Source organism: Mycobacterium sp. IDUB_19, assembly GCF_055419445.1.
Map to the genome: position 1 here is coordinate 54,423 of NZ_JBVAXR010000018.1, position 24,479 is coordinate 78,901.

At 65.8% G+C, this 24,479-nt stretch carries 24 protein-coding genes, 1 tRNA gene and 2 pseudogenes; 19 read left to right on the plus strand and 8 right to left on the minus strand.

Features of this window, described 5'->3' with window-relative positions:
- Positions 1-36 precede the first annotated feature (36 nt).
- The 6 genes and pseudogenes from cysM to ACZY0B_RS15955 form a co-directional block, all read left to right on the plus strand.
- Positions 37-153 (plus strand): annotated as a pseudogene (cysM, locus tag ACZY0B_RS15930) (cysteine synthase B); the annotation flags it as partial.
- Positions 150-806: a rhomboid family intramembrane serine protease gene (locus tag ACZY0B_RS15935; protein WP_463765098.1), complete on the plus strand. Its 657-nt coding sequence runs from the start codon at positions 150-152 to the stop codon at positions 804-806. The pseudogene cysM and the gene ACZY0B_RS15935, both read left to right, overlap by 4 nt.
- Complete coding sequence (murI, locus tag ACZY0B_RS15940; protein WP_463765099.1) at positions 803-1,618, plus strand: glutamate racemase; 816 nt, start codon at positions 803-805, stop codon at positions 1,616-1,618. Before ACZY0B_RS15935 ends, murI begins: the two co-directional genes overlap by 4 nt.
- Positions 1,619-1,689: 71 nt before the next feature.
- Complete coding sequence (locus ACZY0B_RS15945) at positions 1,690-2,475, plus strand: cyclic nucleotide-degrading phosphodiesterase (protein WP_463765100.1); 786 nt, start codon at positions 1,690-1,692, stop codon at positions 2,473-2,475.
- A gap of 77 nt (positions 2,476-2,552) precedes the next feature.
- Positions 2,553-3,332 (plus strand): ribonuclease PH, encoded by a 780-nt coding sequence (gene rph / locus ACZY0B_RS15950; RefSeq protein ID WP_463765101.1) that lies wholly within the window; start codon positions 2,553-2,555, stop codon positions 3,330-3,332.
- 49 nt (positions 3,333-3,381) lie between these two features.
- Positions 3,382-3,990, plus strand: coding sequence for a non-canonical purine NTP pyrophosphatase (locus tag ACZY0B_RS15955; protein ID WP_463765102.1), 609 nt, complete (start codon positions 3,382-3,384; stop codon positions 3,988-3,990).
- Here ACZY0B_RS15955 and ACZY0B_RS15960 read toward each other — a convergent pair.
- Entirely contained in the window at positions 3,987-4,325 is a 339-nt protein-coding gene (locus tag ACZY0B_RS15960; protein WP_463765103.1) for a DUF3817 domain-containing protein, read from the minus strand. The two genes, ACZY0B_RS15955 and ACZY0B_RS15960, sit on opposite strands and share 4 nt — an antisense overlap.
- On the minus strand, positions 4,322-4,714 hold the full coding sequence (locus ACZY0B_RS15965) for a hypothetical protein (protein WP_463765104.1): 393 nt from the start codon (positions 4,712-4,714) through the stop codon (positions 4,322-4,324). The genes ACZY0B_RS15960 and ACZY0B_RS15965 overlap by 4 nt, the downstream gene beginning before the upstream one ends.
- A gap of 163 nt (positions 4,715-4,877) precedes the next feature.
- On the opposite strand from ACZY0B_RS15965, the gene ACZY0B_RS15970 reads away from it, so the two are divergent.
- Positions 4,878-6,005 carry a ferredoxin reductase gene (locus tag ACZY0B_RS15970; protein WP_463765105.1) on the plus strand — a complete coding sequence of 376 codons (1,128 nt, stop codon included), beginning with the start codon at positions 4,878-4,880 and terminating at the stop codon, positions 6,003-6,005.
- Between the two features lie 10 nt (positions 6,006-6,015).
- Entirely contained in the window at positions 6,016-7,248 is a 1,233-nt protein-coding gene (locus ACZY0B_RS15975; protein ID WP_463765106.1) for a fatty acid desaturase family protein, read from the plus strand.
- A gap of 112 nt (positions 7,249-7,360) precedes the next feature.
- Here the strand turns inward: ACZY0B_RS15975 and ACZY0B_RS15980 are convergent, their stop codons facing one another.
- The 3 genes and pseudogenes from ACZY0B_RS15980 to ACZY0B_RS15990 form a co-directional block, all read right to left on the minus strand.
- Positions 7,361-7,993 (minus strand): GNAT family N-acetyltransferase, encoded by a 633-nt coding sequence (locus ACZY0B_RS15980; RefSeq protein WP_463765107.1) that lies wholly within the window; start codon positions 7,991-7,993, stop codon positions 7,361-7,363.
- A 65-nt stretch (positions 7,994-8,058) separates the two neighbouring features.
- On the minus strand, positions 8,059-8,253 hold the full coding sequence (locus ACZY0B_RS15985) for a hypothetical protein (RefSeq protein WP_463765144.1): 195 nt from the start codon (positions 8,251-8,253) through the stop codon (positions 8,059-8,061).
- A gap of 447 nt (positions 8,254-8,700) precedes the next feature.
- Positions 8,701-8,802, minus strand: a pseudogene (locus tag ACZY0B_RS15990) (hypothetical protein); the annotation flags it as partial.
- A 92-nt stretch (positions 8,803-8,894) separates the two neighbouring features.
- On the opposite strand from ACZY0B_RS15990, the gene ACZY0B_RS15995 reads away from it, so the two are divergent.
- From ACZY0B_RS15995 to ACZY0B_RS16010, 4 genes are all read left to right on the plus strand, one after another.
- Positions 8,895-8,978, plus strand: a tRNA-Leu gene (locus tag ACZY0B_RS15995).
- Positions 8,979-9,127: 149 nt separating this feature from the next.
- The gene (locus ACZY0B_RS16000; RefSeq protein ID WP_463765108.1) at positions 9,128-11,746 is read left to right on the plus strand and encodes an ABC transporter ATP-binding protein/permease; all 2,619 of its coding nucleotides are present in this window, start codon (positions 9,128-9,130) and stop codon (positions 11,744-11,746) included.
- Positions 11,743-13,482 carry an ABC transporter ATP-binding protein gene (locus ACZY0B_RS16005; protein ID WP_463765109.1) on the plus strand — a complete coding sequence of 580 codons (1,740 nt, stop codon included), beginning with the start codon at positions 11,743-11,745 and terminating at the stop codon, positions 13,480-13,482. Before ACZY0B_RS16000 ends, ACZY0B_RS16005 begins: the two co-directional genes overlap by 4 nt.
- Before the next feature lie 80 nt (positions 13,483-13,562).
- Positions 13,563-14,639, plus strand: coding sequence for a phosphotransferase family protein (locus ACZY0B_RS16010; RefSeq protein ID WP_463765110.1), 1,077 nt, complete (start codon positions 13,563-13,565; stop codon positions 14,637-14,639).
- A 6-nt stretch (positions 14,640-14,645) separates the two neighbouring features.
- Here ACZY0B_RS16010 and ACZY0B_RS16015 read toward each other — a convergent pair whose 3' ends face one another.
- Positions 14,646-16,496 (minus strand): fatty acyl-AMP ligase, encoded by a 1,851-nt coding sequence (locus ACZY0B_RS16015; protein ID WP_463765111.1) that lies wholly within the window; start codon positions 16,494-16,496, stop codon positions 14,646-14,648.
- 103 nt (positions 16,497-16,599) lie between these two features.
- Here ACZY0B_RS16015 and ACZY0B_RS16020 point away from each other — a divergent pair, with 103 nt between their 5' ends.
- Entirely contained in the window at positions 16,600-16,728 is a 129-nt protein-coding gene (locus ACZY0B_RS16020; protein WP_463765112.1) for a hypothetical protein, read from the plus strand.
- A gap of 17 nt (positions 16,729-16,745) precedes the next feature.
- Here ACZY0B_RS16020 and ACZY0B_RS16025 read toward each other — a convergent pair whose 3' ends face one another.
- Both ACZY0B_RS16025 and ACZY0B_RS16030 read right to left on the minus strand, forming a co-directional pair.
- Positions 16,746-17,567 (minus strand): mycofactocin-coupled SDR family oxidoreductase, encoded by an 822-nt coding sequence (locus ACZY0B_RS16025; RefSeq protein ID WP_463765113.1) that lies wholly within the window; start codon positions 17,565-17,567, stop codon positions 16,746-16,748.
- Entirely contained in the window at positions 17,567-18,760 is a 1,194-nt protein-coding gene (locus ACZY0B_RS16030; RefSeq protein WP_463765114.1) for an acyl-CoA dehydrogenase family protein, read from the minus strand. Before ACZY0B_RS16030 ends, ACZY0B_RS16025 begins: the two co-directional genes overlap by 1 nt.
- 113 nt (positions 18,761-18,873) lie before the next feature.
- Between ACZY0B_RS16030 and fabG the strand changes: the two genes are divergently transcribed.
- The 6 genes from fabG (at position 18,874) to ACZY0B_RS16060 (ending at position 24,435) form a co-directional block, all read left to right on the plus strand.
- Positions 18,874-19,623: a 3-oxoacyl-ACP reductase FabG gene (gene fabG / locus ACZY0B_RS16035; protein ID WP_463765115.1), complete on the plus strand. Its 750-nt coding sequence runs from the start codon at positions 18,874-18,876 to the stop codon at positions 19,621-19,623.
- A gap of 1 nt (position 19,624) precedes the next feature.
- The gene (locus ACZY0B_RS16040) at positions 19,625-20,848 is read left to right on the plus strand and encodes an acetyl-CoA C-acetyltransferase (RefSeq protein WP_463765116.1); all 1,224 of its coding nucleotides are present in this window, start codon (positions 19,625-19,627) and stop codon (positions 20,846-20,848) included.
- A gap of 2 nt (positions 20,849-20,850) precedes the next feature.
- Positions 20,851-22,053 (plus strand): CoA transferase, encoded by a 1,203-nt coding sequence (locus ACZY0B_RS16045; RefSeq protein ID WP_463765117.1) that lies wholly within the window; start codon positions 20,851-20,853, stop codon positions 22,051-22,053.
- A gap of 24 nt (positions 22,054-22,077) precedes the next feature.
- Positions 22,078-23,271: an acyl-CoA dehydrogenase family protein gene (locus tag ACZY0B_RS16050; RefSeq protein ID WP_463765118.1), complete on the plus strand. Its 1,194-nt coding sequence runs from the start codon at positions 22,078-22,080 to the stop codon at positions 23,269-23,271.
- Positions 23,272-23,275: 4 nt separating this feature from the next.
- On the plus strand, positions 23,276-23,992 hold the full coding sequence (locus ACZY0B_RS16055; RefSeq protein ID WP_463765119.1) for a GntR family transcriptional regulator: 717 nt from the start codon (positions 23,276-23,278) through the stop codon (positions 23,990-23,992).
- A gap of 83 nt (positions 23,993-24,075) precedes the next feature.
- Positions 24,076-24,435 carry a hypothetical protein gene (locus ACZY0B_RS16060; RefSeq protein ID WP_463765120.1) on the plus strand — a complete coding sequence of 120 codons (360 nt, stop codon included), beginning with the start codon at positions 24,076-24,078 and terminating at the stop codon, positions 24,433-24,435.
- Positions 24,436-24,479: the final 44 nt, after the last annotated feature.

Consider the following 24,479-nt stretch of genomic DNA (forward strand, 5'->3'; position numbering starts at 1 on the left):
CGCTTCGACTCGCACGAGCAGCTCAAGGTGTGGCGGGCCATGGAAAGGGCGGGCGACGCCGCCGACCCCGGGTGGAAGTACCTGTCGACCGGCGCGTATCCCGGTAGCCTGGACGATGCCGAAGACGCTCTAGAAGGGCAGTTATGCGCATGAGCCCGGGACATCAGGACACACCCGCCACGCAGACAACCAAGCGTCCGCGGTGGATGGTGGGCGGGGCCACGATCCTCACCTTCGTGGCGCTGCTCTACCTCGTCGAGCTGTTCGACCAACTGTCGCGGCATTCCCTGGACGCCAACGGCATCAGGCCGCTGGAGACCGACGGCCTGTGGGGAATCATCTTCTCGCCAGTGCTGCACGCCAATTGGCAGCATCTGATGGCCAATACCGTCCCGCTGCTGGTGCTCGGATTTCTGATGACACTGTCCGGATTGTCCCGGTTCGTGTGGGCCACCGCGATCGTCTGGATCCTGGGTGGCTTCGGCACCTGGCTGATCGGCAACTGGGGCAGCACTTGCGGGCCGACGGACCACATCGGGGCCTCCGGGCTGATCTTCGGCTGGCTGGCATTTCTGCTCGTTTTCGGCATATTCGTGCGCAGGTTTGCCGACATCTTCATCGGTCTGGTGGTGCTGTTGGTCTACGGCGGCGTGCTGCTCGGCGCGATGCCGGTGCTCGGTCAATGCGGTGGGGTGTCGTGGCAGGGCCACTTGTGTGGTGCCATCGCCGGCGTGGTGGCCGCGTACCTGTTGTCCGCTCCCGAACGCAAGGCCCGGGCGAAGCGAAAAGCCGGCACGCACTCATGAGCTCGCCACTGGCGCCCGTCGGGGTCTTCGACTCCGGCGTCGGGGGACTGACGGTCGCCCGCGCGATCATCGACCAACTGCCGGACGAGGACATCGTCTACGTCGGCGACACCGGCAACGGTCCCTACGGTCCGCTCACCATCCCCGAGGTCCGCGCGCACGCACTGGCCATCGGTGACGACTTGGTCGGCCGCGGCGTGAAGGCGTTGGTGATCGCCTGCAATACGGCCTCGGCGGCGTGCCTGCGCGATGCCCGCGAACGCTACGACGTGCCCGTCGTCGAGGTGATCCTGCCGGCGGTGCGCCGCGCCGTCGCCACGACCCGCAACGGCCGCATCGGCGTCATCGGCACCCAGGCGACCATCACGTCGCACGCCTACCAGGACGCGTTCGCCGCCGCCCGCGACACCGAGATTACCGCGGTGGCCTGCCCACGCTTCGTCGACTTCGTGGAGCGCGGCGTGACGAGCGGGCGTCAGGTGCTGGGACTGGCCGAGGGGTATCTGGAGCCGCTGCAACGCGCCCAGGTCGACACGCTGGTGCTGGGATGCACGCACTATCCGCTGCTGTCCGGCTTGATACAGCTGGCGATGGGCGAAAACGTGACGCTGGTTTCCAGTGCCGAGGAGACGGCGAAGGAAGTGCTGCGGGTGCTCACCGAGCGGGATTTGCTGCGCCCACACGACGCGGCGCCGGCCACCCGCGTCTTCGAAGCTACCGGCGACCCCGAGGCCTTCACCAATTTGGCGGCGCGATTCCTGGGGCCTGCCGTCAGCGGCGTCCGGCCTGTGCACCACTCGCCCATCGCCTAGCTCGCAGAGAGATTCTCATCACATCAATGCGGCGATGTTTTTCTCATGGTGGTTCCGGGCATGGCACAGTAGTGCCTGTGCGAATAACCGTGCTCGGCTGCTCGGGCAGCGTGGTGGGGCCGGATTCGCCCGCGTCGGGATACTTGCTCCGGGCTCCAGACACACCACCGCTGGTCCTCGACTTCGGTGGGGGTGTGCTAGGGGCATTACAGCGCTACGCCGACCCATCTTCGGTACAGGTGCTCTTGTCTCATCTGCATGCCGACCACTGTCTGGATATGCCGGGCCTGTTCGTATGGCGCCGCTACCATCCGTCGGCCCGTCCACTGGGCAAGGCGATGCTGTACGGCCCGAGCGACACCTGGTCGCGGTTGGGCGCCGCGTCGTCGCCCTACGGCGGTGAAATCGACGACTGCTCGGACATCTTCGACGTCCGGCACTGGGTCGACGGCGAAGCGGTCGACATCGGTGCGCTGCGCGTCACGCCGCGAGTCGTCGCGCACCCCACCGAGTCCTACGGCATGCGGATCACCGATCCCAGCGGCGCCTCGTTCGTCTACAGCGGCGACACCGGAGTCTGCGATCAGCTCGTCGAGTTGGCCCGCGACGCCGACGTGTTCCTCTGCGAGGCGTCCTGGACGCACGCGCCGGATCGTCCGCCCGCCCTGCACTTGTCGGGCACCGAAGCCGGCCGCGTCGCCGCGCAGGCCGGTGTTCGTGAGTTGCTCCTGACGCACATCCCACCGTGGACCTCGCGCGAGGACGTGATCAGCGAGGCCAAGGCCGAGTTCGACGGTCCCGTGCACGCGGTGGTGTGCGGCGAGACGTTCGACGTTCGGCACTCAGAACGAGTCTGATTCGACCGAGCCGGTCCCCTCGCCGCTGCGCGGCTGGGGGTGCCCCACCCGACGCACCGGAGGGCTAGGGTGGCGTCGTGTCAAAACGAGAAGACGGTCGCAATGACGACGAGCTTCGCCCCCTAGTCATCACCCGGGGCTTCACCGAAAACCCCGCCGGCTCGGTGCTGATCGGGTTCGGCCAAACCAAAGTCCTATGCACCGCCAGCGTCACCGAGGGCGTACCGCGCTGGCGCAAAGGGTCTGGCCTGGGCTGGCTGACCGCCGAGTACGCGATGCTGCCGTCGGCCACCCACACGCGCTCGGACCGGGAATCGGTCAAAGGCCGACTGTCCGGGCGCACCCAGGAAATCAGCCGGCTCATCGGGCGGTCGCTGCGCGCGTGCATCGACCTGGCGGCATTGGGGGAGAACACCATCGCCGTCGACTGCGACGTGTTGCAGGCCGACGGCGGCACTCGCACCGCCGCGATCACGGGTGCCTATGTGGCGCTGGCCGACGCGGTGACCTACCTGTCGGCGGCGGGCAAGCTGTCGGATCCGCGGCCGTTGTCGTGCGCGATCGCGGCGGTCAGCGTGGGCGTGGTGGACGGCAGGGTCCGGGTGGATTTGCCCTACGAGGAGGACTCGCGCGCCGAGGTCGACATGAACGTCGTCGCCACCGACACCGGGACCCTGGTGGAAGTCCAGGGCACCGGTGAGGGGGCGACGTTCCCGCGCTCGACACTGGACAAGCTGCTCGACATGGCGCTTGGCGCGTGCGACACCCTGTTCGCCGCGCAGCGCGAGGCGCTGGAGTTGCCGTACCCGGGTGTGCTGCCCGAGGGGCCGAATGCGCCGAAGGCGTTCGGAAGCTGACCGCGCCGGCGACGATGCAGAGCGCCAGCGATGAGGAGAAGCGGCGCTTGTGGTGAAGCTGCTGGTCGCCAGCCGTAACCCCAAGAAGCTGGCCGAACTGCGCCGGGTGCTGGACGGCGCAGGCTTGTCGCGGCTGACGCTGGTGTCGCTGAACGATGTGGCGCCGTTCGACGAGGCGCCCGAAACCGGTGCGACGTTCGAGGACAACGCGTTGGCCAAGGCGCGAGACGCGTTCGCCGCAACGGGTTTAGCCACCGTGGCCGATGACTCCGGTTTGGAGGTGGCCGCGCTGAACGGCATGCCCGGCGTGCTGTCGGCGCGCTGGGCGGGCACCCACGGCGACGACGCCGGCAACACCGCGCTGCTGCTTGCCCAGTTGCGCGATGTGCCCCGCGAGCGGCGCTCCGCGGCGTTCGTGTCGGCTTGCGCGCTGGTCTCGGTGGGCGGCGAAGTCGTTGTCCGCGGCGAGTGGCCAGGCGTGATCGCCCGTACGCCACGCGGCGACGGCGGGTTCGGCTACGACCCGGTTTTCGTTCCCGTTGGCGCTGAATTCGGGGACCGCACCGCGGCGCAGCTCAGCCCGCAGGAGAAGGACGCGGCCTCGCATCGCGGGCGCGCGCTGGCGCTACTACTGCCCGCCTTGCGCACCCTGTCCTAAAGTCCGAAGCGGGCCTTGATGTCCTTGGTCTGGAAGTGCTCGACGATGATGCCCAGCAGCGGGATCGTGCCGGCCAGCAGCACGCCGATGGTCTTGCCGATCGGCCAGCGGACCTTGATCGCCAGGTTGAAAGCCGTGAGCACGTACGCGAAGTACACCCAGCCGTGCACCACTTCGATCCACCGGATCTCATGGTGGAACGCGAGGTGCGAGACGATCTCGTAGCACAGCGCGATCAGCCACAGACCCGTCGTCCACGCCATGATCCGATAGCCGAGCAGGGCAGGGCGGATGCGGTCAGCGGCGGCGACCCCAGGTGTCTCGGGTGTGGTCATGCGGTGGTCCTGTTCTGCTTTTCGGCATCTTTGTCGGCGAGCTGGGCCAGGTAAGCGTTGTACTCCCGCAGTGCGGGATCGTCGGGCGGTTGCTGCGCGGGCGGTGGCCGCTCGGGGAGCAGCCCGGCCGGTATCTCGGTCACCGCGCCCCGTTTACGCGGCTCCGGTGGGACCTCCTCGTAGCGAACGAAATTGCGGTACGCATAGACGCAGAACCACGCGAACAACGGCCATTGCAGCGCGTAGCCGAGGTTCTGGAAGGAACCGGACGGCGACTGAAACCGTGTCCATTGCCACCAGCCCAGGGCCAGGCAGCCGCAGGCCGCGACGATCACCAGGATGATCAGGGCGGGCCGGTGATGGCGCCTCCGATGGGCCTGGCTGGACACCCCTCGACGGTACCGTGCGGCGGCCGCGGTGAGCTTCACCCGCGCAGCATCGCCCGCCGACCATTCAGCGAACAACTGTTTATTGAACGCGGATGCGGGGAAGCCGACGGTAACCGTGTTCTCAACCGATGCACGGAACCTCAATCGACCACTGGGACAAATAATGGGTTCTACCCTGCGCAGCCTCACTCGTTGGAGCACGGCGCCCGCAAAAGGCGTGGAGACCGCCAAGTCCTGGGTCAACGTGCCCCGCGGGCTCGCGGCCCGGGCAACCACGCCGTTGCTGCCCGATGACTACCTCAAGATGCTCAACCCGTTGTGGTCCGCGCGCGAACTGCGTGGCCTCATCGTGGATGTCCATCCCGAGACCGCGGATTCGGCAACGGTGACGATAAAACCGGGCTGGGGTTTCTCCGGCAAATACCGACCCGGACAGTACGTCGGTATCGGATTGCGGATTGACGGCCGGTGGCATTGGCGCTCGTATTCATTGACATCGATTCCGCGGCGCGACAACAAGAACATCACGATCACCGTCAAGGCCACCCCCGAGGGTTTTCTGTCGACGCACCTGGTGAACGGCGTGGAGCCGGGGACCATCGTGCGCCTGGCCTCGCCGAAGGGGGAGTTCGCGCTACCCGACCCGCCGCCGGCCAAGATCCTGTTCGTCACCGCGGGCAGCGGCATCACGCCGGTGATGGCCATGTTGCGGACTCTCAACGCCCGTAACCAGAAGGCCGACATCGTGCACATTCACTCGGCGCCCAGTGCGGACGACGTGATCTTCCACGACGAGTTGAGAGACCTCAAGGAATCTCAGGACGGATATCGACTTCACTTGCAGCTCACCGAAACTGAAGGCCACGTCGACTTCGACCAGATCGACGACGTCGTCGCCGACTGGCGGGATCGCCAGGCGTGGGTATGCGGGCCGTCCGCGCTGCTGGACACGGTCGAAGAGGTCTGGAAGGGCGCGGGCATCGGCGACTTGCTGCATTTGGAGCGCTTTACTATCGCCGCTACCGATAAGGGCGGCGAAGGGGGCACCGTCACCTTCGCGATCTCCGACAAGACCATCGAAATCGATGGTGCTACTTCACTTTTGGACGCCGGAGAAAAGGTGGGCATTCAGATGCCGTTCGGCTGCCGGATGGGCATCTGCCAGACCTGCGTGCTTCCGCTGGAGTCGGGGCACGTGCGCGACTTCAGGTCCGGGACCGAACACGGTGAAGGCGACCGGATTCAAACCTGCATCTCGACGGCCTCCGGCAACTGCACGCTCAAGATCTAAGGAGGAACTGATGGCAATTACCGACGTAAAGCAGTACGCACACCTCAGCACCGAGGACGTGGAAGCGCTAGGGCGCGAACTCGACGCGATCCGCGCCGACATCGAGGAGTCCCGCGGCGAGCGCGACGCCCGCTACATTCGCCGCTCGGTTCAGTTGCAACGCGCCTTGGTGGTCGGCGCTCGAATTGTGTTGATGGCCAGCCGCAACAAGTACGCGTGGACCGCGGGGACGGCGATGCTCGGCGCCGGCAAGATCATCGAGAACATGGAGCTCGGTCACAACATCACCCACGGTCAATGGGACTGGATGAACGACCCGGAAATCCACTCCACCGAATGGGAATGGGATACCACCTCGCCGAGCGTGCACTGGAAGAAGTCGCACAATTTCATCCACCACAAGTACACCAACATCGTCGGCATGGATGATGACGTCGGTTACGGCATCATGCGGGTCACCCGTGACGAGCCCTGGTCGCGGTGGATGATCGGCAACCCGATCTACAACCTGCTGCTGGGCACACTGTTCGAATGGGGCGTCGCGGCGCACGGGCTAGAGCTTTCGGCGGTCCGCAGACACGACAAGACTTGGGCGGAAGTGCGCAAAGACCTGCGGATCATCGGCAAAAAGGTCGGCAAGCAGGTCGGCAAGGACTACGTCGTTTTTCCGGCGTTAGCCGGGCGCAACTGGAAGCACACCCTGCGGGCCAACGCGGTCGCCAACCTGATCCGCAACTACTGGTCCTACGCAGTGATCTTCTGCGGCCACTTTCCCGACGGTGCCGAGAAGTTCACCAAGGACGAGTTCGACAACGAGACGCAGGGGGAGTGGTATCTGCGCCAGATGCTGGGATCGGCGAACTTCAACGCCGGACCGGTGCTGGCGTTCATGAGTGGCAATCTGTGCTACCAGATCGAGCACCATCTGTTTCCGGACCTGCCCAGCAATCGCTATGCCCAGATCAGCGTGCGGGTGCGCGAGCTGTGTGAGAAGTACGACCTGCCCTACACCACGGGGTCCCTCGGCCGGCAATACTGGCAGTCGTTCTGGACGATCCTCAAGCTCGCCCTGCCTGACAAGCTGCTCAAAGGCACGCCGGATGACGCGCCGGAAACGCACTCGGAGTTGAAGTTTCGCGTCCGAGAGGGACTGCGGGAGAGCTTCGTCGACCCCGCGACCGGTAAACGGCGGGGCCTGCGCACCGCGCTGCGTGAATTGCGGGCCGCTTCCAGCGCGGCGTAACTCGAGCGCGGCTGGATCGACCGACGGCAGCACCAGCAACTATCGAGTGGCATAACTCTCACCTGGTCCTCTGGGAATTGGTGGCGGCCGGAATGAAAGCCGACCGCCAGGGCTACGAGGACTGGGTGGGACGCTCCAACGCGTAGAGCGCCATCCGCCGGTTTGGCGCGTCGTGCTCGCCAAGCGAACGGCATCCGACGTACTCGCACAGTCGGCGGACATTGGTGTTGCGGTGGTCGGGGTCGAACATGATCCGGCTGCAGCGTGGTTCCTGAACGAACACGCTGGTCACGATCTGCGGCAGTACCCGCGGTCCGAAGCCCCGGTTGACCAGCGCCAGATCCGCGATGGCCGCGTGTAGCCCGATGTCGTGGGGTTGGGCGTCATAGTGACGGGAGATCATGTCCTTTGCTGCCCAATAGATCTCCAGGTAGGCGCACTCCTCGCCATGCACGGTTCCGATCAACGGCAGCGAATAGGTCCCCTCGAGTTGCGCGTCGAGGTGTCGGCGCCAGCGGGACGCCGGCCAGGCGTACTCCCAGGTCTCGGCGAGATGAGGGCGATTCATCCACTCCGACACCATCTCTGCGTCGTCGCTTTCGGCGGCGCAGAGAGAGTACGGCGGGTCCAGCAAAGGGACAGGAAGCGGGCCGACGCGCCGTACCTCTTCGGATAAGTCCTTGCGCTCGCGCTTCAATACTCGGGTCGACGCGTCGTCGGTCTGGGTGCTAGCGGCTCCGTTCATCGTTTGCTGACCTTACCCGAGCCCTGCCCGATGGTTAGGTTAGGCATGCCAAATTTACACAAGGCTCATGACTTCGGCCCCACGAATTCGTCGAGACGCGTCACCGCCACCTTGCGGTATATGGCGATCGTGTGCTGGTTCGGCCGGGTCCACGGAATTCCGAGGGCATCGAGGGCCCCGCTGAAGAGTCCTCGGATGTCTTCGGATCGATTCGAGAAGTGGTACCGGATGCTTCGGACGCCGCGGTCGTTGGCGACCACTCGGCATCCGTCGCTGTCGATGAGGCCGCGAACGAATTCCTCCGTGGCCTGTTTGACGAGTAATTGCTGCCATGCTTCGAGCCGGATCGGCCTTTGGTGCTTCTTACCGGGACCGTGCTGAGGCAGGAGACACGGCCAGTGTTTCGAGTACAGCGAGACCTCGGTGCAATGATCAGAACGACGTAGCGCCGCCGCGCGCTGATCCGGCATCAGGGCGTCGATCGCCTCGCGGCAGCGCGCGATAATCCGCGGATATTTGGAGTCGAGGACGATCCTTAGACGCCAGACGCGTCCGCTGCGTGAGATGCAGCCATCGCCGAGATAGAGGCCCAGCAAATAACAGTACGGCGCCGATGGGAGCGCGGAGAAGTCATGATCAATGCCGCAAGCTGATGCCGCGCTCGGACCACTTGCTCGAATTGGTGACCTGCAGTAGCGCCAATCCCACACCGTCCTTCGCGGAATGCCCGTCTGACGCGCGATCGCACAGTCGTTCATACCGATTGCGATAAGGCGCTGTACGGCCTCGAACTCCTTCGCGGATCGCACCCGTGCCTCCCCTCTCGGGGCCGTGATGAACCAAGATTAGATACGACCGCCGACAGATTCGTCGGTGAGGTGGGCGGTACGATCGGCACGCCGCGGGCGTGATGAAATTGGCAAACATGCCGGCTTTAGGTGCCGGTGCTCGAGAGAGTTTGAGGGTTCGAGTCCCTCCGCCCGCACCTCTTGCGCAGTCCGGCGTTTCAGCCGCGCACCTCTTGCACCGGGCCACCGCGCCTCGACCGCCCGCACACCGTCAGCTATGGTAAGGCAACCCTTAGTTGCGGGTGGAGGTCGTGGCGGGACTGCTCGCCGCGGGAGAGGACCGCTGATGGCACGCGGGTTCCAGGGCGCGATACTGCGCGGGTTCGGCGCGCGCGACCACACCGCGACCGTGCTCGAAACCGTGCAGATCGCACCGCATTTCGTGCGGATCCGGATGGAGTCGGCGACCCTGTTCGAAGACGCGGAGGCCGAGCCCGCGGCGTGGCTGCGGTTCTGGTTTCCCGACCCGGACGGATCGAATACCGAGTTCCAGCGCGCCTACACGATCTCCGAGGCCGACGTACCCGCCGGTCGTTTCGCCGTCGACGTCGTGCTGCACGAGCCCGCCGGTCCGGCTTCGAAGTGGGCGCGCACCGTCGAACCCGGCACCACGATCGCGGCGATGTCGCTGATGGGTTCGTCGCGGTTCGACGTCCCCGAAGAACAGCCGGCCGGCTATCTGCTGATCGGCGACTCGGCGTCGATCCCCGGGATGAACGGAATCATCGGCACGGTCCCCGACGACGTGCCGATCGAGATGTACCTCGAGCAGCACGACGACAACGACACCGCGATCCCGATCGCGCGGCATCCCCGGCTGCGGGTGCACTGGGTCGCCCGCAGCGACGAGAAATCGTTGGCCGACGCCATCGAGACCCGTGACTGGTCGAATTGGTATGCGTGGGCGACGCCCGAGGCCAACACTCTGAAGAACGTCCGTAAGCGGCTGCGTGACACGTTCGGTTTTCCCAAGTCCGAGGTCCACGCACAAGCGTATTGGAGCGCCGGCCGCGAGATGGGCACCACCCGCGGCGGCGAGCCCGAGACCACCTCGCTGCCCGATGACGGCATTGCGCCGGAAAGCGTTGCGGCCCAAGCGGCGACAGCGCCGGTCGCCGCCGAGGATGTGTCCGCGCCGGCGAACTACGGCAGTTGGCGCGCTCAGGCCGCCGGCCGGCTGCTCGCGCCGCTGCGATCGGCGCTGATCGTCTCGGGCGTGCTGCAAGCCGTGATCACGCTCGTGCAACTCGCGCCGTTCGTGTTGCTGGTGGAGCTGGCCCGGTCACTGGTGTCCGGCGCCGACGAGTCGCGTTTGTGGAATGTCGGGATCGCGGCGGTCGGGCTACTGGGGTTGGGAACTGTGCTCGGTGCCGCCCTCACCCTTTGGCTACATGTGATCGACGCGCGGTTCGCGAGCGATCTGCGCTCGCGACTGCTGAGCAAGATGTCCCGGCTTCCGTTGGGCTGGTTCACCGCCCGCGGATCGGGCTCGATCAAGCAACTGGTGACCGACGACACGCTGTCGCTGCACTACCTGGTCACCCACGCGATCCCGGACGCGGTCAACGCGATCGTCGCGCCGGTGGCGGTGCTCGTCTATCTGTTTTCCGTCGACTGGCGGGTGGCGCTGGTCTTGTTCGGGCCGGTGCTGGTCTATCTGGTGATGACGTCGTCGTTGACGATTCAATCCGGACCGAAGATCGTGCAGGCGCAACGCTGGGCGGAAAGGATGAACGACGAGGCCGGCGCCTACCTCGAGGGCCAGCCGGTGATCCGCGTCTTCGGCGGCGCGACGGCGTCGAGCTTCCGTCGCCGGTTGGACGAGTACGTGGGATTCCTGGTCGCCTGGCAGCGCCCGTTGGCCGGCAAGAAAACCGCGATGGATCTGGCCACCCGACCGTCCACCTTCCTGTGGCTGATCTCGGTCATCGGCACCTTGCTGGTCGTCACGCATCGGATGGATCCGGTCAATCTGCTGCCGTTCTTGTTGTTGGGCACCACCTTCGGTGTCCGACTGCTCGGCATCGCCTACGGACTCGGCGGCATCCGCACCGGAATGATCGCGGCCCGGCGTCTCCAAATCGCGCTCGACGAACAAGAACTCGCGGTGCAAGAACGGCCGTGCGCAAGGTCCGGCGACGCGGCCACGGTGGTGTTCGACGGGGTCGGGTTCAGCTATCGCCCCGGGGTGCCGGTGATCCAGGAGGTATCGCTGGAACTGCGGTCGGGCACGGTGACCGCGCTGGTCGGGCCGTCCGGATCCGGGAAGTCGACGCTCGCGGCGCTGCTGGCCCGGTTCCACGACGTCGAACACGGCGCGATACGTGTTGGGGGACAAGATATCCGGTCGCTGACCGCCGACCAGCTCTACACGCGGGTCGGGTTCGTGCTGCAGGAAACCCAGCTCGTGCACGGCACGGTCGCGGAGAACATCGCGCTGGCCGTCCCCGATGCCACGCTCGAACAGATCCAGGCCGCGGCCCGCGAGGCACAAATCCACGACCGGGTGCTGCGGCTGCCGCATGGTTACGACACCGTCCTGGGCGCCAGCGCCGCGCTGTCGGGTGGTGAGCGGCAACGCCTCACCATCGCCCGCGCCATCCTTGCCGACACGGGAGTCCTGATCCTCGACGAGGCCACGGCGTTCGCCGACCCTGAGTCGGAATACCTTGTACAGCAGGCACTTAACCGACTGACCCACGACCGGACCGTGTTGGTGATCGCCCATCGACTGCACACCATCACCCGGGCGGACCAGATCGTCGTGCTCGATCACGGACGGATTGCCGAACGCGGTACCCACGACGAGTTGCTCTCCGCCGACGGACGGTATCGCCGGCTCTGGGATACCGGCCAGGGCAAGCCAGTGGCCGTGACCGCGGCGGGGCGGGAGAGCGGGCGATGATCCGCACCTGGATAAGCCTTGTTCCCGCGGATCACCGCGCAAAGGTGATCTGCTATGCCGTGCTCGCGTTCGTTGCGGTCGTCGTGCGTGCGGTGGGCGCGGTATTGCTCGTCCCGCTGGTGGGCGCGCTGTTCAGCGACACACCGCAGCGCGCGTTGGCATGGCTGGGCTGGTTGTCCGTCGCGACGGTGACCGGTTGGATCGTCGACGCCATGACCGCGCGGATCGGCTTCGACTTGGGGTTCGCCGTGCTCGACCACTCGCAGCACGATGTGGCGGACCGGCTTCCCGGGGTGCGGCTGGACTGGTTCACCACCGACAACACCGCGATGGCCCGCCAGGCGATTGCGGCAACCGGCCCGGAACTCGTCGGCCTGGTGGTCAACCTGCTGACGCCACTGACCACGGCGGTTCTGCTACCCGCGGCCATCGCCCTGGCGCTGTTGCCCATCTCCTGGCAACTCGGGGTGGCGGCGCTGGCCGGGGTGCCCTTGCTACTCGGTGCGCTGTGGGCCTCGCTTCGTTTGACGCGGCGCGCCGACGCGGCGGCCGGCGACGCCAATACCGTGCTGACAGAACGGATCATCGAGTTCGCGCGAACCCAGCAGGCGCTGCGGGCCGCGCGGCGGGTCGAGCCGGCCCGCAGCCTGGTGGGCACCGCTCTGGCCGAACAGCACAGTGCCACGATGCGGCTGCTGGGCATGCAGATCCCGGGCCAGCTGTTGTTCAGCGTCGCCAGCCAGCTGGCCCTGATCGCGCTGGCCGGCGCCACCACGGCGCTCACCATCGACGGCACCCTGACCGTGGCCGAGGCGGTCGCCCTGATCGTGGTGATCGCCCGCTATCTGGAGCCGTTCGCCACTGTCAGCGAGCTGGCGCCGGCGCTGGAGAGCACCCGCGCCACGCTCGACCGGATCCGCGGTGTGCTGACCGCACCGGCGTTGGTGGCCGGGGCCGCCGGCTTGTCCGACGCCGCCGTTGCCCCCCGCATCGAATTCGATGACGTCGCCTTCGGCTACGACGGCGCGAGCACTCCCGTGCTGGACGGGGTCAGCTTCGCCTTGCAGCCGGGAACCACGACGGCGATCGTCGGGCCGTCCGGCTCCGGCAAGAGCACGATCCTGGCGCTGATCGCCGGGCTGCACCAACCGACCCGCGGTCGCGTCGTCATCGACGGCGCCGACGCCGCAACGCTGGACGCGCAGGCTCGACGCGCGGTCAGCAGTGTCGTCTTCCAGCACCCGTACCTGTTCCACGGGACCATCCGCGACAACGTCTTCGCGGGAAACCCCGCCGCCGGCGACGACCAGTTCGGCCGGGCCGTCGCGCTGGCGCGAGTCGACGAGCTGATCGGCAGGTTGCCCGACGGCGCCGACACGATCGTCGGCGAAGCAGGCTCGGCGTTGTCCGGCGGCGAGCGGCAACGGGTCAGCATCGCTCGGGCGCTGCTCAAGGCCGCTCCCGTTTTGCTGGTCGACGAGGCGACCAGCGCCCTGGACACCGAGAACGAGGTTGCGGTGGTCGACGCGCTGACCGCCGATCCGCAATTGCGGACCCGGGTGATCGTGGCCCATCGGTTGGCAAGCATCCGGCACGCCGACCGCGTTCTGTTCGTCGACAACGGGCGAGTGGTCGAGGACGGTTCGATCGACGAATTGCTGACCGCGGGTGGCCGTTTCAGCGAGTTCTGGCACCAGCAGCACGACGCTGCCGACTGGCACATCGTTGCCGAATAGGCCACGGCGGGTGACTCTTGCCGTATGCCTTACAGTTGATCGGTCAGTCGGCTGGTTGAGTCCTGGAGGCGTGGTTGCTTATGAGTGCTGTGGTGTCGATTCCGCGGTACCCCGGCGATGTGACACCCGAATGGTTATCCGCAGCGCTTAGCGAACGCCGCACACCGGTCGAGGTGTCCGACGTCGACGTGGTGGCGATCGGCACGGGCCAGACCGGGGCGACCTATCGCGTGACGGCCGGGTATGCCACGGATCCCGGTGATCTGCCACAGACATTCGTGATCAAGCTGCCGGCCCAGGATGACACCGTGCGCGACCGCGTCGTCATCGGCTACCGCAGCGAGTGCGCGTTCTACACCGCGGTGGCCGACCGGGTGCGGGTGCCGACCCCGACTTGCTTCTACTGCCAGATCACCGACGACGCCATGGAATACGCGCTGCTGCTCGCCGACCAAGCGCCCGCGGTGCAAGGTGATCAGATCGCGGGCTGTGGCGAGCAGCAGGCGCGGCTGTCGGTGGTGGCGCTGGCCGGACTGCACGGGCCCAGCTGGTGCGACCCGTTCTGGCTGGACCTGCCCGGCCTGGCGTTTCCCCGGCCGGACGAGGCAGGGGCCAAGGGCCTTGGCGACGTGGCGAAGATGAGCGCCGACATCACCCTGGAAAAGCTGGGCGACCGGATGAGCGCCGAGGACCGCGAAACCTTCACCACGACAATGGGTTTGGTGACGCCGTGGCTGTTCACCGAGCGGGATCGGTTCGCGCTGCTGCACGGTGACTACCGACTCGACAACCTGCTGTTCGACCCGGCGCACAGCTGGGTGAGCGTGGTCGACTGGCAGACGCTCGGCGTGGGTCTGCCGGCGCGAGACCTCGCGTATTTCACGGCAACGAGCCTGAATTCGGAGCTGCGGTCGGCGATCGAGAAAGACCTCGTCGGCGAATACCATCGAGCCTTGCTGGGTTACGGCGTGACGGGCTATGACCGTGAAACATGTTGGCGCGATTACCGACTCGGGATGCCGCAGGCCCTGCTGATCTCCGCCCTGGGATTCGCCTTCGCGACGGCCACCGAACGCGGCGACGACATGGTGCTCGCCATGCTCAGTCGCGGCTGTCGGGCCGTGCGGGAACTGGGAACCTTGGAACTGCTGAGTTGAGCCCGGTTATCGGGTGAACCGCCCGGCCAGGTACTCGGCCCGGCACGCGTTGCGCGCCAATTTGCCGCTGGTGGTGCGGGGAATCGTCCCGGCGGCGACCAGCCGGATGTCGGCGACCCGGACCTGATGCTCGCGCGAGACCGCCGCCCGGACGGCCGCGGCGATTGCATCGGGATCTGCGCGCCCGACTCCCGCGGCGCGTTCGGCGACCACCACAAGCTGCTCGGCGGCGCCGCCGTCCACGGAGTCGGCCGGAACCGAGAATGCGGCCACATAGCCGGTTCGGATCGCGTCCGACGAGTGGCTGACGGTGGTTTCGATGTCGTGCGGGTAGTGGTTGCGACCGTCGATGATGACGAGGTCTTTTATCCGCCCCGTCAGGTACAGCTCGTCGTCGATGTAGACGCCGAGATCGCCGGTGGCCAACCAGTAGCAGTTGTCCGGGGCGCCCTCGGCATGGCTGTCGCTTTCGACCCGGGACTGCAGCTTGTTAGCGAACGTGCGTTGTGATTCTTCGTCGCGTCCGAAGTACCCGCGGGCGATGTTGTTGCCGTGCAGCCAGATTTCCCCGACGGTGCCGTCCGCCATCTCGGCACCGTCCGGGCTGGCGATCACCGCCCAGAGATCACGGAACGGGCGGCCGCAGGAAACATAGGCGACCGCGCCTTCGGCGTCCGGCTCGACGATCACCGCGTGCCCGGCGGCGAGTTGAACACGGTCGAGGAAGACCGCGTGGGCAGCCTCGTCCAGGGCGGTCATGGCCACTCCCAGCGTCGCCTCCGCCATCCCGTAGGCCGGTTTGACCGCCGTCGCGGGTAGACCGTGCGGAGCAAACGCTTCCGTGAATTTCTCGATGGCGGAAATGGTCACCGGCTCCGAGCCGTTGAGCAGCCCGACCACGTTGTGGAGGTCAATGGTGACGCCGTCGGGGGGAAGCCCCCGCTCGGCGGTCAACTCGTACGCGAAATTGGGTGCGGCCGCAAATGTCGGGCCATTGGCGGCTTCCGCGCTCAGCTCTTTGATCCACCGGAAGGGCCGACGGACGAACGCCATGGGATCCAGCAGCGTGAGGTATTCGCCACCGCACAACGCCGGGAACATGATCATGATCAATCCCATGTCGTGGTAGAGCGGCAACCAGCTGACGCTGTGGGTGTTTCGGTGCAGGTTGGCGCCCAGGATCATCTGCAGCACATTGGTGACCACGGCGCGATGCGTGACCTCCACCCCGGCCGGACTGCGCGTCGACCCGGACGTGTATTGCAGATACGCGGTGTCGTCCGTGTCGATGGTCGGCTCGGTGAACATCGAGGCCAGCGACGCCGGGATCGCGTCGACCGCGATCAATCGCGGCCGCCCCGCCACGGGATGCGCGCGCAGCGATGCCCGCACGGACTCGGCCGCCGCGGTCGTCGTCAACACCACGGCCGGCCGTGCGTCGGCCAACACCGCCGTCAACCGTTCGTTGTGGCCGGCCAAGGTCGGTGCGAACAGCGGGACCGCGATGTTGCCCGCATGGACCGCGGCGAAGAAGGAGGCCACATATTCCAGGCCCTGCGGCGCCAAGATCGCGACCCGGTCTCCGGGTTTCGCGACTTGCTGCAGTCGGGCGCCGATCGCACGGACCTGGGTCCACAAGTCATTCCAGCTCAGTTCGACGACGCGTCCGTCCTGCTCTTTCGCGTAGTCGATGAACCGGTATGACGGACGGTCACCGAATGCTGCCCGGTTTTGATCGAAGAACGAGGTGAGAGTCAACCCGTCGGGCAAGACAATAGTGCCGTCGGCGAGAACGTAATCGTTTATGTCAGCCGCTAGTGGCTCAACAGCATCAATCGACAAATGGGGCCGTCCCATGTTGAGAGAATAAGAGTGGTACTTAGTCTTTTGCTCCACCGGGTGGGTGTGTCGCCCGCCACGTTCAATAACGATGTGATTTGCATCACATCACGCTGTCGTAATGATGGGCCGATTCAATCGAAAGACGGCCGAGGCGTCGGACGTTGTCACCGTGAAATATGTTGGCGCAATTCGCGGCTCGGAAGGCATTTCCGGTTTGTTGACGGATCGCGTGGGCGGCGGCGAATAGCCCGCATTCGCCCCGCGTCAGTATTGGGAGGAACCCTGGTCGACCCGGATCTGGGCCGCGGTGACCTTTCGCGACTCGTCGCTGGCCAGCCAGCACACGGCGTCGGCGATCTCTTCCGGCTCGGCAACCCAGTCGGGCAGAAACGGCGTGAGGACGTGCGACAGCTGGGGGTTGGTTTCCATGGCTCTGGCCACCGCCTCGACCATGTCGCCGGATCCCATCTGCGTGTTCACCGGACCGGGGTGGACGCTGTTGACCCGGATCGAGTGCTTGCCCAATTCGGCCGCGAAGGCCCGCGCCAGCCCGGTGACGGCATGCTTGCTGGCGGTGTAGTGCACCATGAACGGCTGCTGTTTTACCCCGGCCGCCGAGCTGATCAGAATGATCGAGCCGCCGCGACCGCCTTCGATGATCTTGTCCGCGCCGGCCATCACGGTGTTCCAGGTGCCCGTCACATTGATGTCCAGCACGTCGCCGAAGTTCTCGGCCGTGATCTCGTTCCAGGGCTGGGGGGCCGCGATGCCGGCGTTGGCCACGATGATGTCGAGGCGTCCCAGTGCGGCGACTCCGTCGTCGACGGCCTTGCGCAGCGCTTCCAGGTCGCGGGTGTCGACAACTGAGGCGACGATGCGGCGATTTCTTTCCTCAACCAGGCGAACGGTTTCGGCGAGATCCTCCTCCGTCGCCGGGTCGTAGGGAACGCAGGACGGCAGCTTGCCGGCGATATCGACGGCGATGATGTCGGCGCCCTCCTGAGCCATTCGGACGGCGTGCGCGCGGCCCTGGCCGCGGGCCGCTCCGGTGATGAAAGCCACTCTCCCCTCGAGCTTGCCTGGCATTAGCGCTCCTTCTTTGTGGTACCTCGTTGTGCTGCCTTGACCAGGTTCGAACCGATGATCAGGCGCTGGATTTCGCTGGTCCCCTCGTATAACCGCAGCAGGCGCACGTCCCGGTAGATGCGTTCGACGGCAACGCCACGCATGTAACCGCTGCCGCCGTGAATCTGGACCGCGAGATCCGCGACGGTGCCGGCCATTTCGGTGCAGAAGACCTTCGCGGCCGACGGCGCAATCCTGCGATCCTCGTTTGAGACCCACAGCCGCGCGGCATCGCGCACCAGCGCACGTCCGGCCATCACGCCGGTCTGCTGGTCGGCGAGCATCGCCTGCACCAACTGGAAGCTTCCGATCGCCGCACCGCCCTGGGTCGCGGTGGCGGCGTACCCGACCGATTCGTCAAGCGCGCGTGCCGCTATGCCCACCGCCAGCGCGGCGATGTGGACGCGCCCGCGCGCCAGCGACGTCATCGCGGCCCGGTAGCCGACGTCTTCGCTGCCTCCGACGAGCGCATCGGATCCCACGCGGACGTCGGTGAAGCTGACATCGGCCGTCCATGCGCCTTCCTGGCCCATCTTGGCGTCCTTGGCGCCGACCTCGACGCCGGCGGTGTCTGCCGGAACCAGGAACACCGCGATCCCCGGGCCCTGGTCGTCAGCGGGCCGGGTGCGCGCGAATACCACAAACAGGTCGGCGACGGGTGCGTTGGTGATGAAGCGTTTCTGGCCGGAGATCACCCAATCGTCATTGACTCGACCGGCTTTGGTCCGCAAACCGGCGGGGTTGGATCCGGCGCCGGGTTCGGTCAGTGCGAACGAGGCGACGACGTCGCCGGACGCGATCGACTCCAGCCAGCGGGATTTCTGTTCGTCGGTGCCGAACCCGACCAGAACCTGTCCCGCGATGCCGTTGTTGGTGCCGAACATCGAACGCAGTGCCAGGGACGTGTAGCCCAACTCCATCGCCAGCTCGACGTCTTGCATGAGGTCGAGCCCAAGGCCGCCCCACTCCTGGGGAATCGCGTAGCCGAACAGTCCCATCTTTTTGGCTTCGTCACGCAGGTCGTCGGGGACGCGGTCCTCGTCGAGGATCTCCTGCTCGCGGGGGACGACGGCGGTTCGGACGAATTGCCTTGTTTGAGCAAGGATCTCGCGGAAATCGTCGTCCGAGACTTGCGCGAATTCGGTGGTGGCCATCGGCTCCACACTCCTCTCCGGATCCGGGGCACCCCGGTCCAGAGCAGGATCCTATATCAAATATGATATTTGCTTGGCGGGTGCCCGGTGGTAGCGAAAACAGTGAAGGATGTGTGATCCAGGTGTCGTTGTTGGCAGGTCAGACCGCAGTAATCACAGGTGGAGCGCAGGGACTGGGTCTGGCCATTGCGGAGCGCTTTGTCGCCGAAGGGGCGCGAGTCGTACTCGGTGACGTCAATCTCGAGGAAACCCAAGTCGTGGCCAAGCAGCTGGGCGGTGACGACGTCGCCGTTGCGGTGCGGTGCGATGTCACGCAGTCGTCCGACGTCGAAACCCTGATCCAGACCGCGGTCGAGCGTTTCGGCGGCCTGGACATCATGGTCAACAACGCCGGGATTACCCGTGACGCGACGATGCGCAAAATGACCGAGGAGCAGTTCGACCAGGTCATCGCCATACATCTGAAAGGAACCTGGAACGGCATCCGGCTGGCCGCAGCAATCATGCGGGAAAACAAGCGGGGCGCGATCATCAACATGTCCTCGGTGTCGGGGAAGGTCGGCATGGTCGGGCAGACCAACTACTCGGCGGCCAAGGCCGGCATCGTCGGCATGACCAAGGCGGCTGCCAAAGAGTTGGCCTACCTGGGTGTCCGGGTGAACGCGATCGCTCCCGGATTGATCCGATCTGCCATGACTGAGGCTATGCCGCAACGCATTTGGGACTCAAAGGTCGCCGAGGTGCCGATGGGCCGGGCCGGCGAGCCCAGCGAGGTCGCCAGCGTGGCGCTGTTCCTGGCTTCCGACCTGTCGTCGTACATGACCGGCACCGTCATGGAAATCACCGGCGGCCGGCATCTCTGAGATGGGTGACGCAATGCGGGAAGCCGTGATCTGTGAACCCGTCCGGACGCCGATCGGTCGCTACGGCGGAATGTTCAAGTCGCTCAGCGCCGTCGACCTTGGTGTCACCGCGCTGAAAGGGTTACTCGAGCGAACCGGGCTGGCGCCCGACACCGTGCAAGACGTGATTCTCGGCCACTGCTATCCCAACAGCGACGCGCCGGCGATCGGACGCGTGGTGGCGTTGGACGCCGGCTTGCCGGTGACGGTTCCCGGCATGCAAGTCGACCGACGCTGCGGGTCGGGCCTGCAGGCAGTCATTCAGGCGTGTCTGCAAGTGGGCGCCGGCGACAATGACCTCGTCGTGGCCGGTGGTTGCGAAAGCATGAGCAACGTCGCCTTCTACTCCACCGACATGCGCTGGGGAGGCGCCCGCAACGGTGTACAGGTGCACGACGGGCTGGCCCGGGGACGCACCACTGCCGGCGGCCGCGGCTACCCGGTCCCGGGCGGCATGCTCGAGACCGCCGAGAACTTGCGCCGCCAGTACGGCATTTCGCGACAGGAGCAGGACGAGCTCGCCGTGCGGTCGCATCAGCGTGCAATTGCCGCGCAGAAGGACGGCATGCTGGCCTCGGAAATAATTCCAGTGATCATCCGGAACCGACAGGACGAGGAACTCATCGACACCGACGAGCATCCGCGCGCCGACACGACGGTCGAGTCGCTGGGCAAGCTCAAACCGGTTCTACTGAAAGATGATCCGGAGGCCACGGTTACGGCCGGCAACGCCAGCGGACAGAATGACGCCGCCTCCATGTGTCTGGTGACCACGCCCGAGAAGGCGGCCGAATACGGCCTGACGCCACTGGTTCGCATGGTCTCGTGGGGACTGGCGGGGGTGGCGCCCAACATCATGGGTATCGGTCCGGTGCCCGCCACGGCAGCCGCGCTGGCCAAAGCCGACTTGCAGCTGTCCGACATCGACCTGATCGAACTCAACGAAGCCTTTGCCGCCCAAGCGCTTGCGGTGACACGCGAATGGAATTTCGGTGCCGCCGATTTCGACCGAACCAACGTGCACGGGTCGGGAATCTCGCTGGGCCATCCGGTGGGTGCGACCGGCGGGCGAATGCTCGCCACCCTGGCGCGTGAGCTCAACCGTCGCCAGGCGCGCTACGGGTTGGAGACCATGTGCATCGGCGGCGGCCAAGGACTGGCCGCGATTTTCGAACGGGTCACCTAGACATGAGCACCCCCGTGTTGCCGCTGACCGGCCTCACCGTGGTCGAGGTGTCGAGTTTCGTCGCCGCGCCCCTGTGCGGTATGACGCTGAGCCAGCTTGGCGCAGAGGTGATCCGCGTCGACCCGATCGGTGGCGCCTCTGACGTCCAACGCTGGCCGCTGTCGGCAGACGGCACCTCGATCTATTGGACCGGTCTGAACAAGGGAAAGCGTTCGGCCACCATCGATCTGCGTTCTCCGGAAGGTCAAGAGCTGGTCCAGCGGCTGATCAACGACGGCGACGGGATCGTCGTGACCAACGCCGCCGGGCTGTCCTGGCTGAACCATGATGTGCTGGCGGCCAAGCGATCCGACGTCATCCACGTTCAGTTGCTCGGACGCGGCGACGGGTCCACCGGGGTGGATTACACGGTCAACGCGGGTATCGGGTATCCGCTCGTCACGGGCCCGGCCGAACAGGCCGGTCCGATCAATCACGTGTTGCCGGCCTGGGACGTGTGCTGCGGGCTGTACGCCGCGCTGTCGGTCGTTACCGCTGTCCGTCGTCGGGAGCAGTCCGGGGTGGGGGCGCGGATCAGCCTGGCGTTGGAGGACGTCGCCCTGGCCACCGCCGCGAATCTCGGCTTGCTGACCGAACCGCAAGTCAACGGGACGCAACGCGAGCGGCTGGGCAATGCCATCTACGGCCAGTACGGGCAGGACTTCGTTAGTCGTGACGGAGCCCGGTTCATGCTTGTCACGTTGACCGGTCGGCACTTTCGTGACCTGCTCGAGGTGACCGGCACCGACGCCGCAGTGTCGGCGCTCGCCGACGCGTTGGGCGTGGATTTCGGTTCCGAAGGTGACCGCTACCGATACCGTGACGTGTTGTCCGGCTTGTTCGCCACCTGGTTCGGCGATCACACGGCCGACGAAATCACCGCCGCGTTGTCAGAAACCACGGTGCTGTTCGAGCGCTATCGCACCTTCGCCGAGGTCGCAGCAGGACCGAAAGTGACTGCCAATCCATTGTTTTCACGACTGCAGCAGCCGGGTCTCGGCGAGTATCTAGCCCCCGGCCTGCCGGCCGTGTTCGACGGCGCTCATCCGGCCAGCGCGCCCGCGCCCGCGTTGGGACAGGACACCGCCGATGTCCTGCAGGGGAGCCTGGGCTTGACCACCGCCGACATCGAGCGCCTCACCAACGCCAAAACCATCGCCTGCTGAGCAGCTGGAAGGGAAACACAGCACATGACCAAGCTCGCCCAAACCCTCGGGCTGACCGAATTCCAGACCGAGATCATCGCCACGGTGCGGCAATTCGTCGAAAAGGAAGTCATTCCGCACGCGGCGGAACTCGAACGTGGCGACACCTACCCGCAGCAGATCGTCGATCAAATGCGGGAGATGGGCCTGTTCGGGCTGATGATTCCGCAGGAGTACGGCGGACTGGGGGAGTCGTTGCTGACCTACGCGCTGTGTGTCGAGGAGCTGGCGCGGGGCTGGATGAGCGTGTCCGGCGTGCTCAATACCCACTTCATCGTGGCGTACATGCTGCGCCAGCACGGCACCGACGAGCAGAAGCAGCGCTTCCTGCCCCGGATGGCAGCCGGCGAGACCCGCGGCGCCTTTTCGATGTCGGAGCCCGAGTTGGGTTCTGATGTGGCCGCGATCCGCACTCGGGCCCGGCGCGATTCCGACGGCAACTACACCATCGACGGTCAGAAGATGTGGCTGACCAACGGCGCCACCTCCACGCTGGTGGCGGTACTGGTGCGCACGGACGAAGGCTCGGACAAACCGCACCGCAACCTGACCGCGTTCCTGGTCGAGAAGCCGGTCGGTTTCGGCGAAGTCGTTCCGGGCCTGCGAATTCCGGGCAAGATCGACAAGCTGGGTTACAAGGGCATCGAAACCACCGAGCTCATCTTCGACGGCTATCGGGCCAGCGCCGACGATGTTCTCGGCGGCGCCACCGGGCAGGGCTTCTTCCAGATGATGGACGGCATCGAGGTTGGCCGGGTCAACGTGTCGGCGCGCGCGTGTGGTGTCGGGCTTCGTGCCTTCGAGCTCGCGGTGCGTTACGCGCAGCAACGCGAGACGTTCGGCAAGCCGATCGCCGAGCACCAGGCCATCGCGTTCCAGCTGGCCGAGATGGCGACCAAAGTCGAAGCGGCACACCTGATGATGGTCAACGCGGCGCGCCTGAAGGATTCGGGGGAACGCAACGACGTCGCCGCCGGCATGGCCAAATACCTGTGCAGCGAGTACTGCACCGAGGTCACCCAGCAGAGCTTCCGGATCCACGGCGGGTACGGCTATTCCAAGGAATATGAGATCGAGCGGCTGATGCGCGACGCGCCGTTCCTGCTGATCGGTGAGGGAACCAGCGAAATCCAGAAGAACATCATCAGCAAGCGACTGCTCGCCGAGTATCAGGTGTAAGCAGATGAGCGTTCCGGATTTCGCTGCGCGGCCTCAACTTTCCGAGGACGTCGCGCGGATCATCCGTGGGCGGATATTCGATGGTGCCTATGCCGCGGGGTCTTACGTGCGTCTGGACCAACTGGCCGCGGAGTTGGGGATCAGCGTCACACCGGTCCGTGAGGCGCTGTTCGCGCTGCGCGCGGAAGGGCTGATCGCCCAGCAGCCCCGGCGCGGCTTCGTGGTGTTGCCGGTCACCGGGCGAGACGTCACCGACGTCGCGAACGTGCAGGCGCATGTCGGCGGGGAGCTCGCCGCGCGGGCCGCAGTCAACATCACCCACGATCAGCTGCATGAGCTCAAGGAGCTGCAGGCCCAGCTGGAGCAGGCCTATGCCGGTGATGACCACGAGCGGACGGTCCGGCTGAACCACGAGTTTCACCGGGCCATCAATGTCGCCGCGGACTCCCCGAAACTCGCTCAGCTGATGTTGCAGATCACCCGTTACGCTCCCGAGTCGGTGTTTCCCACGATCGAGGGCTGGCCGAGCCAGTCGATAAAGGACCATCGGGAGATCTTGACCGCGCTCGAAATACACGACGACAAGCTTGCCCGCGCGGCGATGTCGGAACATCTTGCCGCCGGGGCGGTTCCGCTGATTGATCATCTCGTCGCGCGTGGTGTGGTGGCAGACGAAGGCGGCCCGCCGGCTCAGCAAGGTCGCAGCGGCACATCCGGCTGAGGGGTCGTCGCCAAGATTTCTGTTGTTGCTGGGGCGTGGCTGGGCATACGCTGCATTGGGGTGGCGACAGTTTGGAGAAGAACATGCGCCGACTACGTCCCGCAGCGGTAATCGTTGCGACCGTGACAGCGATCGCGTTTGCGTCACCCGCGAGTGCCGACCTCCTCGACCCGATCCCCGGTAATGGTGTCTTTGTCGTCGGACCGGACATTGCACCGGGCCTGTACCGAACGGCCGGTTCGGCGTCGACCTTTGGGGTCTGGATCAACAATGTGCCGACCCAGGATTCGATGTGCGCGTGGTTTACCTACAGCACGCCCGATGCGAACAAGGAGCATGTACTCCAGACGAACATCTCGGTCGGTCCGATGTTCGCGAACATCAACACGTCGGTCAAGGCCTTCGAGTCGCAGAACTGTCAACCCTGGACGCGGGTCCCCTAGGGATTCCTTGAGTTTGTCGGCCTTGCTTTGCTTTGCGCCGAACC